General features: G+C 72.1%; 13 protein-coding genes. 1 reads left to right on the top strand and 12 read right to left on the bottom strand.

Translation table 11 applies throughout. From position 1 onward, the window contains the following. Positions 1-92: 92 nt before the first annotated feature. The 4 genes from ACFXDJ_RS31985 to ACFXDJ_RS31970 form a co-directional block, all read right to left on the bottom strand. Positions 93-899: an SDR family NAD(P)-dependent oxidoreductase gene (locus tag ACFXDJ_RS31985; protein WP_384654003.1), complete on the bottom strand. Its 807-nt coding sequence runs from the start codon at positions 897-899 to the stop codon at positions 93-95. A gap of 118 nt (positions 900-1,017) precedes the next feature. Continuing rightward, the gene (locus ACFXDJ_RS31980) at positions 1,018-1,257 is read right to left on the bottom strand and encodes a hypothetical protein (RefSeq protein WP_384654002.1); all 240 of its coding nucleotides are present in this window, start codon (positions 1,255-1,257) and stop codon (positions 1,018-1,020) included. Then, complete coding sequence (locus tag ACFXDJ_RS31975) at positions 1,254-2,828, bottom strand: acyl-CoA carboxylase subunit beta (protein WP_384654000.1); 1,575 nt, start codon at positions 2,826-2,828, stop codon at positions 1,254-1,256. Before ACFXDJ_RS31975 ends, ACFXDJ_RS31980 begins: the two co-directional genes overlap by 4 nt. A gap of 89 nt (positions 2,829-2,917) precedes the next feature. Beyond that, positions 2,918-4,138, bottom strand: a complete 1,221-nt coding sequence (locus ACFXDJ_RS31970) for an aminotransferase class V-fold PLP-dependent enzyme (protein WP_384653999.1) — start codon at positions 4,136-4,138, stop codon at positions 2,918-2,920. 539 nt (positions 4,139-4,677) lie between these two features. Here ACFXDJ_RS31970 and ACFXDJ_RS31965 point away from each other — a divergent pair. Next, complete coding sequence (locus ACFXDJ_RS31965; protein WP_384653997.1) at positions 4,678-5,499, top strand: BTAD domain-containing putative transcriptional regulator; 822 nt, start codon at positions 4,678-4,680, stop codon at positions 5,497-5,499. Positions 5,500-5,570: 71 nt separating this feature from the next. On the opposite strand, the gene ACFXDJ_RS31960 is transcribed toward ACFXDJ_RS31965, so the two are convergent. The 8 genes from ACFXDJ_RS31960 to ACFXDJ_RS31925 form a co-directional block, all read right to left on the bottom strand. Next, a complete protein-coding gene (locus tag ACFXDJ_RS31960) occupies positions 5,571-7,724 on the bottom strand; it encodes a condensation domain-containing protein (RefSeq protein ID WP_384653995.1) in 2,154 nt (717 codons plus the stop codon). Next, a complete protein-coding gene (locus tag ACFXDJ_RS31955; protein ID WP_384653993.1) occupies positions 7,721-8,365 on the bottom strand; it encodes a 4'-phosphopantetheinyl transferase family protein in 645 nt (214 codons plus the stop codon). The genes ACFXDJ_RS31960 and ACFXDJ_RS31955 overlap by 4 nt, the downstream gene beginning before the upstream one ends. A gap of 17 nt (positions 8,366-8,382) precedes the next feature. Then, positions 8,383-9,345 (bottom strand): SRPBCC family protein, encoded by a 963-nt coding sequence (locus ACFXDJ_RS31950; RefSeq protein ID WP_384653991.1) that lies wholly within the window; start codon positions 9,343-9,345, stop codon positions 8,383-8,385. A 67-nt stretch (positions 9,346-9,412) separates the two neighbouring features. Further along, the gene (locus ACFXDJ_RS31945; protein WP_384653989.1) at positions 9,413-10,642 is read right to left on the bottom strand and encodes a helix-turn-helix domain-containing protein; all 1,230 of its coding nucleotides are present in this window, start codon (positions 10,640-10,642) and stop codon (positions 9,413-9,415) included. A 336-nt stretch (positions 10,643-10,978) separates the two neighbouring features. Beyond that, positions 10,979-12,157, bottom strand: coding sequence for an epoxide hydrolase family protein (locus ACFXDJ_RS31940; protein WP_384653987.1), 1,179 nt, complete (start codon positions 12,155-12,157; stop codon positions 10,979-10,981). Positions 12,158-12,659: 502 nt separating this feature from the next. Beyond that, the gene (locus tag ACFXDJ_RS31935) at positions 12,660-13,388 is read right to left on the bottom strand and encodes a TetR family transcriptional regulator (RefSeq protein WP_384851070.1); all 729 of its coding nucleotides are present in this window, start codon (positions 13,386-13,388) and stop codon (positions 12,660-12,662) included. A 90-nt stretch (positions 13,389-13,478) separates the two neighbouring features. Next, on the bottom strand, positions 13,479-14,444 hold the full coding sequence (locus tag ACFXDJ_RS31930) for a BTAD domain-containing putative transcriptional regulator (RefSeq protein WP_384657252.1): 966 nt from the start codon (positions 14,442-14,444) through the stop codon (positions 13,479-13,481). Between the two features lie 391 nt (positions 14,445-14,835). Beyond that, positions 14,836-15,459 carry a ScbR family autoregulator-binding transcription factor gene (locus ACFXDJ_RS31925; RefSeq protein WP_384657254.1) on the bottom strand — a complete coding sequence of 208 codons (624 nt, stop codon included), beginning with the start codon at positions 15,457-15,459 and terminating at the stop codon, positions 14,836-14,838. Positions 15,460-15,888: the final 429 nt, after the last annotated feature.

Genomic DNA, 15,888 nt, shown 5'->3' with positions numbered 1-15,888 from the left:
GCAGCCGGGAGGGCCCCGGGCGGTTGACCGACACTGTCGGCCGGCCACCCGGGGCCCTCGTCCGTGCGGGCCCCCGTCCGTGCGGGCCCTCTTCAGAAGTTCCCGAGACCGCCGCACACGTTGAGCGCCTGGGCGGTGATGGACGCGGCCAGGTCGGTGGTCAGGTAGCCCACCAGACCGGCCACTTCCTCTGAGGTGGAGTAGCGGCCCAGCGGGATCCTCGCCTCGAACTGCTCCTGGACGTACTCCTCGGTGGTGTCCCACACCTGCGCGTACCCGGTGCGCACGCGCGCCGCCATGGGCGTCTCCACGTAACCGGGGCAGACCGCGTTGACGGTGGTGCCGGTCGGCGCGAGCTCCTTGCCGAGCGCCTTGGTGAAGCCGATGACCGCGTGCTTGGAGGCCGTGTAGGGGGCTCCGAGCAGCACGCCCTGCTTGCCCGCGGTGGAGGCGATGTTGATGATGCGGCCCCAGGGTTCCGCGCCGAGGCCGCCGTTGTTGAGCACCTCGCGGGTCAGCAGGAACACGCTGTTGAGGTTGGTGTCGATGACGTCGTGCCACAGCTCGTCGGTGATGCCGGCGGTGGGCCCGCCGCCGCTGCGGCCCGCGTTGTTGACCAGCACGCTGACGGGCGCGCCGTACTCCGACACGGCCGCGGCGACCAGGTCCTGCACGGCGGAACGGTCCCGTACGTCGGCTGCGGCGCCCTCCACGGTGAGCCCCTCGGCCTGGAGGTCCGCGACGGTCTGCTTGACCGCGGTGGCGGTACGGGCGCACACGAACACCCGGTGCCCGCGGGCGCCCAGGTCCCGGGCGACGGCCAGCCCGATGCCGCTGGTGGCCCCGGTGACCAGGGCCACAGGCCTTGCGGGAGCCTTCACTGTAGACGTCACCGTCATCCCCAACCTCCATCGCTCGCCCGGACGCCCCGAGCGTGCCGGAGGGCACTCGGGGCGCGACGGAAGAGGGATGGAGGCCGGCCCGGGCTCAGCCCGCCCGGCCTCGTCCCACCCGGGCTCAGCGCGCCCGCCAGCTCCCGGCGCGGCGCAGCTCCCGGGACGGGCCGCGGACCCACCCGGGCGCCGTCGTGCGCGGCGGCTCCGGCTCGCGCTCCCCGGCCCTGTTCACCAGGGCCGCCGCCAGGACCGCCAGGACGACGGCCGTCTGCTCCTCGTCCGGGTGCCCGCCGGTGATCTTCCACGTCGGCGCGGGGACCCGTACCGGCGGCTCCCCGGCCGCCGCCTCCCCGGCCGTCATACCGGCGGGTTGCCGTGCTTGCGCGACGGCAGGTCGGCGTACTTGGGGCGGAGCATGGCCAGGGCTCCGACGAGCACCGAACGGGTCTCGCCCGGATCGATGACGTCGTCGACCAGGCCGCGCTCGGCCGCGTAGTACGGGTGCATGAGCTCGGTCGTGTACTCCTTGATCTTCTGGGCCCGCATCGCGTCGGGGTCTTCGGCGGCGGCGATCTCGCGGCGGAAGATGACGTTCGCCGCGCCCTCGGCGCCCATGACCGCGATCTCGTTGGTGGGCCAGGCCAGCGCCAGGTCCGCGCCGATGGAGCGGGAGTCCATGACGATGTACGCGCCTCCGTACGCCTTGCGCAGGACGAGCGAGATCCGGGGGACGGTGGCGTTGCAGTACGCGTACAGCAGCTTGGCGCCGTGCCGGATGATCCCCCCGTGCTCCTGGTCCACGCCGGGCAGGAAGCCGGGTACGTCGACCAGGGTGACGAGCGGGATGTTGAAGGCGTCGCAGAACTGCACGAAGCGGGCCGCCTTCTCGCTCGCCCGGATGTCGAGCACCCCGGCGAGGCTGGCGGGCTGGTTGGCGACGAACCCGGTGACGTACCCGTCCATCCGGGCCAGCGCGCACACGACGTTGGTGGCCCAGGAGGGCTGGACCTCGAAGTACTCCCCGTCGTCCACCACCTCCTCGATGACCTTGCGGATGTCGTAGGCCTGCTGCGGGTTGGCGGGGACGATGCCGGACAGCGCTTCCGTACGCCGGTCGGCCGGGTCGCCGCCGTACTCGCGCGGAGCGGTCTCGCGGTTGTTGGCGGGGAGCAGCGAGAGCAGGTGCCGTACGTCCTCCAGGCAGCTCTCCTCGTCGTCGTAGGCGAAGGCGGCCACGCCGGAGACCGCGGCGTGCACGTCGGCGCCGCCGAGGCCGTTCTGGGTGATCTCCTCGCCGGTGACGGCGCGGACCACGTCGGGTCCGGTGATGAACATCTGCGAGGTCCCGCGGACCATGAAGACGAAGTCGGTCAGCGCCGGGGAGTACGCGGCTCCGCCGGCGCAGGGGCCGAGCATCACGGAGATCTGCGGGATGACGCCCGAGGCCTTGGTGTTGCGCTGGAAGATCCCGCCGTAGCCGGCCAGCGCGGAGACGCCCTCCTGGATACGGGCGCCCGCGCCGTCGTTCAGGGAAACCAGCGGCGCACCGGCGGATTCGGCCAGGTCCATCACCTTGTGGATCTTCTCGGCATGGGCCTCGCCCAGCGCGCCGCCGAAGATCCGGAAATCGTGTGCGTAGACGAAGACCGTGCGGCCGTCGACGGTGCCCCAGCCGGTGACCACCCCATCGGTGTGGGGCCGCTTGTCCTCCAGGCCGAAGCCGGTCGCGCGGTGCCGGCGCAGGGCCTCGATCTCGTGGAACGAGCCCGGGTCGAGCAGCAGGGCGATCCGTTCGCGGGCGGTGAGCTTGCCCTTGGCGTGCTGGCGCTCGGTGGCCCGTTCGTCCGGGCCGGCGAGCACCCGGGCCTTGATGCCGGCCAGTTCGGCCGCACGGTCCAGGTCCGGCAGGGGTGGCGCTTCGCTGATGGTCATACGGCTCCTCCAGGGCTGAAAGCCGGATCGCCTCTGCGACCGGCGGGGTCGAAGGTTCGGCGGATCGACGGTTGGCGGGTGACGCGGGCTCAGTTCGACCGGTGCAGCGTGAGGTGGCCGCGCCGGACCGGCCGCGCGGCGTACGGGGACGGCCGGCCGAAGGCGTCCCCCGCGGCCGCGGCCAGACGGCCTAGCTCCGCCACGGCGGGAGCGGCGCTGTGCCGTTCCTCCAGCAGGACTTCGCCGAGCGCCCGTCCGAAACGGTCGATGTCCTGCGCGGCGGTGTCGTGGTGCACGGACGCGCGGACGGCGGTGGCGCCGCCCTGCCCGGCCGGGTGGAGCGGGTTCTCCAGCGCGACGGTCTTCCCGAGGACGACCCCCCGCCGGGCCAGGCCGCGGCGGATGACCCCGGCGGGGATCTCGAAGTGCCGGAAGGCAAGGATGCCCGCCTGTTCCCGCCCCGCTCCGAGCAGTTCGATCCCGGGCATCCCCTCCACGGTGGCGCGCAGCCGGGCCAGGAGGTTCTCGCGAGGGACCGACGCGGCCGCGGCGGTGTGGTGGTGGGCGAGCGCCGCGTCCAGCGCGGCGACGGCGGCCGGGGCGGGTGCCTGCGGCGGCAGCGGCGCGAGGTCTTCCCACGCCCCGGGTTCGACGTAGGCGAAGCCGGCTCCGTACGGGCCCCGCAGGAACCTCCAGCCGTCCGCCGTGACCAGCTGGGCGCCGATCCGCGCGGCGTCGACGGGCAGTTGCCCGACGGAGTGCGAGGCGTCGACGGCGTACCGGGCCCGGTGGGGGGCGAGGAGCCGGCCGATCCGTTCGACCGGGTTGACGGTTCCGCAGGCGGAGGAGACGTGGACCACCGAGACGAGGGCGACGTCCCCGTCGACGTGGGCCTCCATCCAGTCCAGGTCCAGGTCGCCGTCCGCGTTCAACGGGACCACCTCCAGCCCGCACCGGGTGCGGTCGCGCAGCGCGGACAGGGTGGTCAGATGGGCCACGCCTTCGTGGGGCGTGGTCCAGATCCGGTCGCCGGGACCGAGAGCGAGGCGGGAGACGAAGGCGTCGAAGGCGTCGGCCGCGCCGGCGGCGAGGACCGTGGCACCGGCGGGGACGCCCAGCAGGGCGCCGAGGCGTTCGTGGATCCCGGTGTGCGGAACGGCACCGAGGTACTCCTCCAGCGCGCGGGCCCCGAAGCGGTCGTCGCGGGCCGTGCAGTCGGCGAGCACGGCGCGTACGCCGTCCGGCATCCGGCCCGTGCCCGCGCTGTTCAGGTGGGCCGTTCGTTCGCTGTCGTACGTCGGCGCGTCCATTCAGGGGCCTCCCCCCGCTCCGGGGGCCGCGTCACGCTCCGAGCCCCGATGTACCAAGCATTGCCAACACGCTTGGCAATAGATTGCCTATCTCCCGTGGATTTTGACAATCCCCGCTCCGGCGAGACTCTAGTTCCGGAATTCTGGCAATTCCCGGAAAGGCCCCCCGACCGGGGTGTTCTCATACCACCCACCACCTCCTCCACCCGATCTCCAGCGATTCACGAGCGAATCCCGAGCGGGTGTTGCCAGTCTTCTTGGCAGAGAGCTTGCCAAGACGGAGCAAGCAATTGCCACGGAGGAGTCACCATGAAGAACTCCATCAACTGGCCCGTCCCCCCGGCCACGGCCGCCGACGACCGGATCGACTGGCCGTAACAGGGGGGCGCGGTAACACGAAATGCGGAACATGGAATGCGGCTAGAGAGCGGCTACAGGAAAAGGATGGAAAGCGTCTACCCCGGCTAGCGTGCGCGCAGCGGGGGCGCTTCCTTGGCAACAGGAGGAAAGCCCAGGACTCGACGATTGCGGAGAACACCATGAGGATTCAGGTTCTGGGTCCGTTGAGTGCCGAGGTCAACGGCGGATCAATTGTTCCGACCGCTGGCAAACCGAGACAGGTCCTTTCGCTTCTGGCCCTCTATCCCGGGCGCGTCGTGCCCGTTCCCACACTGATGGAAGAGATCTGGGGAACCCAGCCGCCGCAGAGCGCGCTGACCACCCTCCAGACGTACATACTCCAGCTGCGCCGACGGCTGGGCACCGCGATGGGCCCCGATGCGCCCGGCGGAGCAAAAGAGGTACTGGCGACCCGGCACGGCGGCTATCTGCTGCAGATCCCCGAGGACACCGTCGACGTATACGACTACGAGCGCTTCGTGCGCGAGGGACAGGCCGCCTTCGAGTCGGGAGACAGCCAGGTGTCCGCCGCCCGCTTCCGGTCCGCGCTGGACCTGTGGAGGGGCCCCGCACTGGTCGACGTACGGGTCGGACCGATCCTCGACATAGAGGTGCTGCGCCTCCAGGAGAGCCGCCTCGTCACCGTGGAACGACGGATCGACGCCGATCTGAGGCTGGGCCGGCACTCCGAGATCATCGCCGAACTCACCGAGCTGACCGCGCGCCACCCCCAGCACGAGGGACTGCACTCGCAGGTCATGGTCGCGTTGTACCGGTCGGGCCGGCAGGCCACGGCCCTGGACGTGTACCGCAGACTGCGGTCCCGGCTGATCGAGGACCTGGGCGTGGAGCCCTCACCCCAACTCCAGCGACTGCACCAGGCGATGCTGGCCGTCGACCCCCTGCTCGACGTGCTCGCCGGACCGCGGCACACCTCGACGTTCGACTTATTCGCCGCCTAGCGGAACCGGCCGCGTGCCCTGCCCGCAGGGCACGCCCCACCGAGCCCACCCGAACGAAGCCGGTGCGCCCGTCAGCAGCGCCGCGCGGGCAGCGCCGCGAGCCCCCTGGCCAGCGCCTCCGCGCTGCCCTCGGGACCCGTGAGACCCGTCATGACCACGCTCACCGGAACGGAACCCTCCCCGTACGCGAGAGCCCGCGCGAGCTCGTACGCCGCCGCGGCGGCGGGCCCGCACCCGCACAGCACCAGCCGCCCGCCGGAGCCGGGCAGACCGGGCAGACCCGGCAGACCGACGAGGCCGGTGAGTTCGGTGAGTCCGGCCGGCCCGTCGGGCGTCGCCACCGCGGTCGGCAAGGCGCCCAGTTGCAGCGCGACGATCCTCTCGGGACCCCGGTGCGCGCGGACGAACAGCTCCTGGACACCGGCGGCCACCCCCGGAACCCCGATCAGGCAGATCACGTCCGCCCCGGGCGCGCCGCCGCGCAGCGTCCGCACCGTGGTGCGCCGGAATCCGGGCGCGCGAGGAGCCATGGAGGGGGCTTCGACGTCCGCCAGCAGCTCCAGCACCTGCCCGACGGTGATGTCCGGGGCCGACAGTTCGGGCAGCGCCCGCAGCAGCCCGGCGCACTGGCCCAGGACGGCGGCCGCGTCGGCGTCGGCCAGGCTCGCCCGGTCGTACACGGCGTCGAGCACCAGCGTCCGGCCGCCCTCGTGACGAGCGACGACCGTGATCGGCAGGCTGGTTCCGGCGCCGATTCCGCGCGGCTCGTCCACGTCGATGCCCTGCACCTCCAGTTCGCGGCGCACGTCGGGCGGGAGCTCGGCCGGGCTGTCGAAGGAGACGACGCTGTCGGTGAGCCGCTCGCCCTCGCCGCGGCCGGTCCACTCCCGGATCCGGTCGCCGGAGACCCACGGGTAGGCGACCATGTCCAGCAGCGCGTCCCGCACCTGCCGCAGCAGGCCCGCCAGCGGCGCCGCCGGATCCACCCGCACCGTCATCGGCAGCGGATTGCCGAGCACCCCCGGGATGCCCCCGGCCCCGGGCAGCACGATGTCCCGGCCCGACATCCGGACCCCGAAACTGACCCGCAGCGGCCCTTCGGCGCCCGCCGCCCGGTACAGCAGCAGCGCCCACACCACGTGCAGGGCGCCGCTCTCGCCGACCCCGCGGGCCGCGGCCCAGGACCGCAGCCGTGCGCTGTGCGCCTCGCTCAGTCGGCGGCGCAGCCGACCGGAGCCGCTCTGGAGGGTGTTCCCGCCCCGGCGTCCCACCGCGGTGGCGGCATGGCGCGGGGGCGCGGCGCGCGTCCACAGCTCCCTGGCGCCCTCACTGTTCTGCCGGGCCAGCCAACGGGCGTGGTCGCGCAGGTCGGGCCGGCGCTCACCGCCCGGCAGCACGCCGCCGGCCAGGTAGGCCCGGTAGAAATCGCGCAGCAGGAGGTGGACGCTGTACTCGTCGACCAGGGCGCGGTGACACGTCAGCAGCACCCGGGTGGCCGCCCCCGCTTCCCCTTCCAGCAACGTCAGCCGCAGCAGCGGCGGACGGTTGAGGGCGAAGCCGCGCAACCGGTCCCGTACGAGGAGTTCCTGCCACCCGGTGTCGGTGTGGGTGTGGTGGACCACGGCGACCTCGGCGCGGGGGTGCAGCACGAGCCGCGGCACCGCCGTCCAGTCGAAGGCGGCCCGCAGGATCGACTCCCGTTCGCAGACCGACTGCCAGGCCGCGCGGAACCGGGCCCGGTCGAGCGGTCCCGACCAGTTCCAGTAGACCTGCTCCACGTGCGGGTCCGGCCCCTCGGTGCGGGTGACGGCCTCCAGCAACAACTCGCGCTGGTACCCGGCCAGTGCGAGCGGCTCCCCGGCGCCGGGCTGGGGCCCCAGCAGATCGGCCAGCAGCTCGGCCCCGAGCGGTACGGGGCTCGCGGCGCCGGGCGGTACGGAATCCGGAGCCGACTCCGGGACCCGCGCCGGAGCCAGCCGCAGGGTGTGCCGCCCCGGCCCGTGGCACTCCAGGCCGACCTGGAACCGCCGGTGGCGCACGGCGATCCGCGCGGCGAACAGCTCGGCGGCCGCGTCATCGCGAAGACCTCGCAGCCGGAGGTCGATCGCGGAGCCGGACCGGTCGCGACCCGCCTCGTGCACCACCGCGAGCACCGGCGCCGACACCGGAACGGACTCCGGCCCCGACCCGGGGACCGGCCCGCCCTCGGCATCGCCGCTGCTCATCCGCCGCCCCGGGCGACCGTGCCCACAGGGCTCCGCAAGTGGGCCGCGCCGACCAGATAGCGGCCCTGAACGAGATGGCTGGCGAAACTCCATTCCCCTGCGTGCCCGTGCCCGTGCTCGGGCCCGTGCCCGTGCCCGAGCGCAGCGGCGTAGGCAGCCGTGCGCACGTCGTCGCGCAGCAGCTCGGAGGAGACCTCACCGTCGGCGGGCCGCGCGTCCACGCCGATCGGACCCGTCCGGCTGACGCCGACCACGATCAGCTCGTCGCTGTGCGCGAGGCTCAGCCGCACGCCACCGCCCGCCCCCCGCAGGACGGGCTGCCCGTCCGGGCGGTAGCCCACGTCCACCGTGTGCACGGGCCCGCCCAAGGCAGCGGCGGCGGTGTACTTCACGACCGCGCGCGCCACCGCGAACCGCATCCGCTCGGCCGCGGCCGGCGTCTGCCGGTAGCGCGGCCAGTCGTCGCCGAGCAGCGGGCGCAGGGCGGGGTCGAGCAGCAGGGCCGTCAGCCACCGGCCCCAGGTGGTGCAGACCACCGCCCGGCCCGAGTCATCGAGCCGGTCGCCCACCTCGTCCCAGGGACCCTCGGGCCCGGAAACGTCCAGGGGCGCCTCGAACGCCTCAGCCGATGACCCGCCCATCACGCCCTCCACCCCACTCATCGCAGCCTGCGCACCGTGCTCTGTGCCTGCCACTTCGCCAGGGCCAGCGTTTCGTTGCTCGTCCGGCCCAGCCACGTACGCACGTACCGGCGGGCCTCGACGAGCTCGGTTCCCCGGCCCAGCACCCCCTCGACCGCCTCTTCCCGCAGCATCACCTGCTGCGCGCAGACGACCCGCACGCCGCCCCCTTCGGGCACCAGGGACCATTCGCCGCTGTGCGCGGCGATCAGCTCGGGCGTCACCAGTTCCTTGTAGACGATGCGCTCGGCGGCGGGAAAGCACAGCCGCACCGACCGGGTGCCGACCGTCCCGCCACCGGGGGTCGCGCAACTGTCCAGAGCGGCCATCTGCACACCGGGCACGTCCTCGGTGACCTCGGCGGACTCCACGTGCGGGACCCGCTGCGGCCAGTCCTCGATGCGGTAGAGGAAGTCGTAGACCAGCTCGGCGGGACCCTCGACGTACACGCTGTCCTCGAAGGACAGCAGCAGTTCGTCCAGCCGCTCCCAGCGCTCGGCGATCGTCTTGACCTGCGCGAGCCGCTCGGCCGGTTCCGCCCGCCACTCCTGGCGGCTCCGCTCGCTCTCGGCGGCGGGCAGGCTCTCCAGGGTCCGTTCCTGGCGCAGCGTCAGCACCGATTCCGTGGTGCCCCGGGCCTCGACCGTCCACGTGCCCGTCGTGGGCGCGCCCAGCCGGGCGGTGTCCTCCTCGCTGAACTCCACGGTCCTCGACCGCGGGTGCAGCTCCCGGCGCACGTGGAAGGAGCGGACGCGCTCGCCCGCCATGTCCCAGAGCCGCAGCTGCTCGCGTACGCCGTCGAAGTCCATCCGCTCGACGTGGACGGGCGAGGGCAGCAGGAGGGGCCAGCGCACCGCGTCGGCCAGCACTCCGTAGACCACGTCGGCCGGGGCGGCCACCAACGCCGTCTGCTCGCTCGCGTGGACGCGTTGCGACGACACGACATGCACCTCCCCTTGCCGTTCGTGCGGCTGCCTCCCAGCCTGCACCAGTGGACTCGAGCCTTCCTCAACCCCCGACGGCCGCGGCTTGCTGTCCCACCTGGGTCAGCGCATCGGCCAGCACCCGCCAGATCTCGGCGGCGAGGTCGATGTTCGCGTCCTCCTGGGCCTGCTGCGCCAGCGCACGAAGGCCCTGTATCCCGGCGGGATCGCCACCGAGCAGCAGCAGCTGGTGCCGCAGCATCTCCAGCCGTACCTGGCCCCGGTGCGTCATCCTCGGCTGATCGCCGGCCAGCAGCGCGAGGAGGCCGCGCGCATCGTCGTAACGGCCGGTCGCGAAGGCGAGGTCCGCCTTGAGGGCGGTCAGGTCCTGCCGCAGGGCCGGCGTGCCCACGAAGGCGAGGGCCGCCTCGGCCTCGACGGCGCGGCGCTGGGCCTGTTCGGGGTCGGCCGGCAGTTTCTGCAGGTGCAGCCGGGCGGTGGCCAGCCGCAGCCGGATCCACAGGACCAGGTCCTCCGAGCTGCCGAACCGCTCGATGGCCTCGTCCAGACAGTCCTGCGCACCGCCGTAGTCCCCCTGCCGCATGCGGACGGCGGCGACGGTCCACATCGCCTCGGCCCACAGCGCGTCGGACCGGCCCGCGACGAGCACCGTCAGCTCGTCGGCGTGCGCACGGGCATCGCCCGTCCGGCCCGCCTCGGCCTGTACGGAGATCAGTGCCAGCAGAGCGCCCGCCCGGTCCGCCACGTCGAGGTTCTCCCGCAGTGCGATCCGATGGGCGTCGACGGCCGCGTCCAGGGCGGGGGTGATCTCGCCGACGGAACGCAGGCAGCGGGCGAGCCGGGTCAGACCGCGCACGCGCAGCTCACTGACCCCGACCTCCTCACCGAGCGCGACCAGGCTGGTGAGCCGGTCGCGCTCCACCGCGTGGTCGCCCTGGAGACGGGCCGCCTGAGCGAGGAGCCACAGCGCCTGCCAGCGCAGGACCGGATTCTCGTGGCCCTCGGCGGCCAGGGCCTGCCGGAGCGCTTCGATGGCATCGGACGAGCCGGTGGACGTCGCGAGGGTGAGCGCATGGGCCAGGGAACCGGTGGCCGGCTCCTCGAAGTCGGAGGCCTCCAGCCCCAGCCGCCCTGCCAGGTACCCCACGGCCCGGTCGGTGGGCTGACGCGCCCCGGACTCCAGCCGGGAGAGGTAACCGGTGGACATGCCCTCCCCGGCGAGCGCCGTCTGCGACAGGCCCTGGGCCAACCGGAGCTTTCTCAGGCGGTGTCCGAACGCGGGCTGTCGCAGCATGAGCATCCCTGAGGTCGCGGGCAACAAATCTGTCGGGAACCGGCACCGAGCGTAGGGTCCCCGGCAACACCCCGGCAAACCTTTGCCACTCATCCGCCCCCACCCTCAACCCCACCTCATCCAGCCCTGGTCCACTCCTCATCCACTCCTCGTCCACTCCTCAAGCGATCCTCGACCGCCCCGAGCCAGACTCTCCAGAATCCGGCCGCAGAACCGCCCGGTGCCCTGCCCTGCCCTGCTCTTTCTCGCATTCAGCGCCTTGGAGTCGACGATGGAGGACTGCCCGGACGACGACATCGGCTGGCCATAGCGCTAACCCGTGCCCAACACCTCCCCTCACCTCCTCCCCCTCCCCCGGAAGAAGGCCCGTACATCCCCCACCAACAACTCCGGCACCTCCATGGCGGCGAAGTGCCCGCCCCGGTCGTACGAGGTCCAGCGCACGACCGAGTCGGTCCGCGCGGCGATGTGCCGCAGCGGGATGAAGTTGTCCCGGGGGAAGTCGGCGAGCGCGGTCGGCGTGGCCGACACCTCGGGCGGAAGTCCCTGGTAGTCGGCGTGCGCGCGCTCGTAGTAGATCCGCGCGGCGGAGCCGGCCGTGCCGGTCAGCCAGTACAGCATCACGTTGGTGAGCATCTGGTCCCGGTCGATCGGGCACCGGGGATCGCTCCACTCCTCGAACTTCTCCCCGATCCAGGCGAGCAGCCCGACCGGCGAATCGTTCAGCCCGTACGCGAGCGTCTGCGGCCGCGTCGCCTGGATGTCGGCGTACCCCTGCCGCTCCTTCGCCCAGACCCGGTACCGCTCCCAGGAGGCCACCGTCCGCTCCCGCTCGGCCGTGCTCAACCCGGCCAGCTCCGCCTCCCCGGGCTCGGCGGTGGCCCCGCCGCCGGGCAGCAGGTTCAGGTGCACCCCGATGACGTTCCCGGGCCGCGTCAGCCCGAGCTCCCGCGAAACCGCGGCCCCCCAGTCGCCGCCCTGCACCCCGTACGCCTCGTACCCGAGCCGCTCCATCAGCACCCCGAAGGCCCGCGCGACGCGCTTGTACTCCCACCCGGCCTCGGTGGTCGGCCCGGACAGCGCGAAGCCCGGAATGTGCGGCAGCACCAGATGGAACGCGTCCCGTGGGTCCCCGCCATGCGCCCGGGGATCGGCCAACGGCCCGGCGACCTTCAGAAACTCCACGAAGGACCCGGGCCACCCATGAGTCATCAACAACGGAACGGCATCCGCCTCGGGCGACCGAATGTGAGCGAAGTGCACCTGCGCCCCGTCAATGACAGTCGTGTACTGCGGCCACTCGTTCAGCCGCGCCTCAGCAGCCCGCCAGTCGTACTCGTCACGCCAGTACCGCACGAGCTCCCGAACTTCCCGAACAGGAATCCCGTACGCCCACCCCGCCCCGTCCACCTCACCGGGCCACCGCACCCGCCGAAGCCGCTCCCCAAGATCGTCCAACTCCCCCTGCGCCACATCAATCCGAAACCCCCGAACCCCACCATCAAGATCACCCATCCCCCCACCCTACGAACCCCCACCTCCACCCCCACCAACATCCGAGACGCAGCCCCAACCAAAGCCCGCCCCCTCCACCCCCTCCGGCGTCCGAGGCACGGTTCCGTACAGCCCCCGCCCCCTCCAACATCCGAGACGCAGACCCAGCCAAAGCCCGCCCCCTCAGGCCCAGCCTCCCCAACCCCGCCCGGCGTTTGAAACGCGGGTCCAGGCAGAGCCCACTCCTTCCAACCCCGCCGGCGCTTAAGGCGCAGGCCCGGGCAGAGCCCGCCCCTCAGGGTCCCGGCCCCTCCAGCCCCGCCGGCGCTTGAGGCGCAGGTCTGGGCAGAGCCCGCTCCTTCCAACCCGCCGGCGCTTGAGGCGCGGGTCCGGGCAGAGCCCGGGAAACGGAGAAAGGGCGGGTCGGGGACCAGCCCCGCGCAGCGGCACCCGCACCCGCACCCGCACACCCACCCACCCACGCCCACCGACATCCACGCCCACCCGGAACCCGGCGGCCCCGTCAGACCCCCCGCCCCGGCCCCTCCGTCCGGTACCCCGCGACCCGCCCCTCACCCACGAGACTCGGCAGCAACAGCCCCCACAGAGCCGCAACCTTCCGCTGCAACTCCCAGTACGACATCCCTGTCCCCGACATGATCTCGATCCCACACACCGCAGCCCCCACCAACGCCTCCGCCCCCTCCCACCGCCCCGCATCCCAAACCCCGACCCCAGCCCCACCGACCCCACCGGCCCAGCCAGCCCCACCAGCCCCGACCCCATCGACCCCGACCCCGACCCTGGCCCCGGCCCCGACCCCGACCCCATCAACCCCGTCGGCCCCGCCGACCCGGCCACCCAACTCCCCCACATCCCGCGCCATCCGCAACAACCCCGACACCACACCGATCACGGCCCCGTGAAAGTCCACCCCGGCGCCCACGGCCCCATCCGCCCCGACGACCCCCGCGCACTCCTTCGTGATCCGGAAACTCGCCGGCACCGCCGGATCCTCATGGAGCATGCGCGCGAGCCAGTACGTGGTGTCGATCAGCGTCTGCAACGGCGAGGCCCCGGCCTCCCGCCGCACCCGCACCGCCTCGTGCAACAACCCGCACCCGCGCTGCTGAACCGCATCGGCCAGTTCGTCCTTGGACGCGAAGTGGAAGTACAGCGCCCCCTTCGTCACGCCGGCCGCGGTCGCGATCTCGACGAGCGTCGCGTTGGCGTATCCATTGCGGTGGAACATCTCGGCCCCGGCGTACACCAGACGCCTACGGGTCCTCTCCGACCTCTCCTGCACCGAGCCGCCTCCTCTCGCCGCCAACAGAGCCAGGACTCACACCCGTACGAGCCGCTCTCCCCCAGGCCCCATACCAACGCCCACGGCCCCACCCACCGCACCGGCACCACTCGCGCCAGCCCCACCATCCACACCAGCCACGCCACCCACACCAGCCACACCACCCGCAGGCAGACTCTCCGGCCCCGCCATGAGAATCGACCGCTGCAAGCGCCGCAGCGCCGCCGACGGTTCCAGCCCCAGCTCCCGCACCAGCGTCCCGCGCAGCCGCTGGTACACGTCCAGCGCCTCGCCGCGCCGGCCCGAGCGGTGCAGAGCGAGCATGAACTGCCCGTGCAGGTTCTCGTGCGTGCGGTACCGGCTCGCCAGCACCGTCAGCTCGGCCAGGAGCTCCCGGTGCCGCCCCAGCCGCAGATCGGCCTCGATCCGCTGGTCGAGGGCGCACAGCCGCGTCTCCTCAAGCCGCCGGGTCTCCATGTCCAGCTGGACCCCGCCCTGTACGTCGGCGAAGGCGGGTCCGGACCACAAGGTCAACGCCTCCCGCAACAGCCGCGCCGCGCCGGTGAAGTCCCCCGCGTCCATCGCGCGGTAGCCGGTCCCGGCGAGCCGGTCGAACTCCCGCACGTCGAGGGTCCCGCCGCCACTGCTTAACAGGTAGCCACCGGGCAAGGTGACCAGGATGTCCTTCGCGGTCCGCCCAACGCGCTCGCCGTCACCGCCGCCGTCACCCTCACCCTCGCCGGCACCCCGGCCCACCCCCTCGGACCGTTCCAAGGCGGTGGCGATGAGCGCGCGCAACTGCAGCACGTACGTCTGGAGCGTCGTCCGAGCACTACGCGGCGGTTCGCCGGCCCACAGCTCCTCGATCAGTGCCGATACGGGTACCACCTGATCGGCATGGAGGGCCAGAAGGGCCAGGACCTGCCGGGGCTTTGGGGCGGTCGGCGTGATGGAGATCCCGTTCTCCCGCACAGCCAGCGCGCCCAGTACTTGAATGTCCACGACGTACTCCCCTGTCCGCGGATGAGCCTCACTCAGTAAAAAACAGGACCAGCGGTTTGTCAATACAAAACCGACTCTGCCGTTTGTTCTGAGTGCCCACCAAAAAACCCCTCACATACACACTCTGACCTGCAATATTGCCAACCCGCACCCAAAACAGGACTCGCCTAGAGTCCCTCTAGATTCCCTGCAGAGCGGACCGAGCCGAGCAAAAACAGACCATCCGGTTCTCCACTCAAGAGCCCGGCCGCCACCACACGACCTGATCCACAAGGCCGCACCCACTCCCTACGGAACCCGCGCCCACTCCCCACGGAACCGCGCCACCCCACAGAACCGAACCCACCCCCCACGAACCCGCACCCACTCCCCACGGAACCGAACCCACCCCCTACGGAGTCGAGTCCACTCCCCCCGCATCAAGGCCCCCAAGAACCCCCGCGGGCACCAGCGTCGGCAGCAGCAGCCGCCAGAACCGCGTGACCGTGTGCGCCGACAGCCACACCGCGTCCCGGGCCCCGAGCGCCCCGAACCCCACGGTCGCCGCGACCACCGCGGTCGCCACGTCCCGGGCGTCCACCTCCGGGCGCAACTCCCCGTCCGCGTCCGCCCGCCCCAGCGTCTCCTCGACCCACCCCTGCCAGCACCGCCCCAGATCGGCCTGCGGCGAGCGGGACGGCTCACCACTCAGCCCGAAGCCGGCCCGCAGCACCGCATCACTCCGCAGCGCGCGGGCGAGCACGTGCGTGACGTCGACGAGGAACTGCATACGGCTCGCCCCTTGCGGGAGCTCGGTGTTGATGACGGCCAGCAGCCGGACGAGCGCCTCACCCACGACGGCCTCCGCCAGAACCGCCTTGCTGGCGAAGTGGAAGTGCAGCGCCCCGTTGCTCACTCCGGCGAGCGTGCTGATCGCGGTGAGCGAGGCGACCGAGAAGCCCTCCCGGTCGAAGACCACGGCCGCGGAGCGGATCAGCGCTTCACGCGTTCGCGCCGCACGTTCCTGTTTGACCATCGACTGCTCCGTCACTGGGAGGGACTGCGAGGGACTGCCTCGCGTCGAGGGCAGGCAGACACGCCCTGTTGATAACGAAGACTCTAACAAACCGCCCGCGCGGTTTCTGAATACCCCGTCATCCCGCCCACCCAAGCCCCACTCCGGGGCGCCGGCACCCCCCCCGGACAGCCTCTGGGGTGTCGCTACAGAACAGCTCCAGCCCCACTCGACCCTCAAGGCCCCGCCGAGACTCCGACCAAGACCCCCGACAGCGGGACGGATCATGAAAGAAGATGCGCCACCGGCGAAAACTGGTTTATCGGAGGAGATCCCTCCATTTGTCGTACTAACGGAGGATCGGATACCTCTAGAAACTAAACCGGTTGGTATGTATCTTCCCCGCCATAGGCACCTCGAGCCCTTCTCGCCAGCGCACCCCAGGGGGAG

This window comes from Streptomyces sp. NPDC059443, assembly GCF_042750105.1.
In the GTDB taxonomy this organism is placed as follows: domain Bacteria; phylum Actinomycetota; class Actinomycetes; order Streptomycetales; family Streptomycetaceae; genus Streptomyces.
The sequence above is the reverse complement of the archived record's forward strand: the minus strand, read 5'-3'. Positions and strand labels throughout refer to the sequence as shown.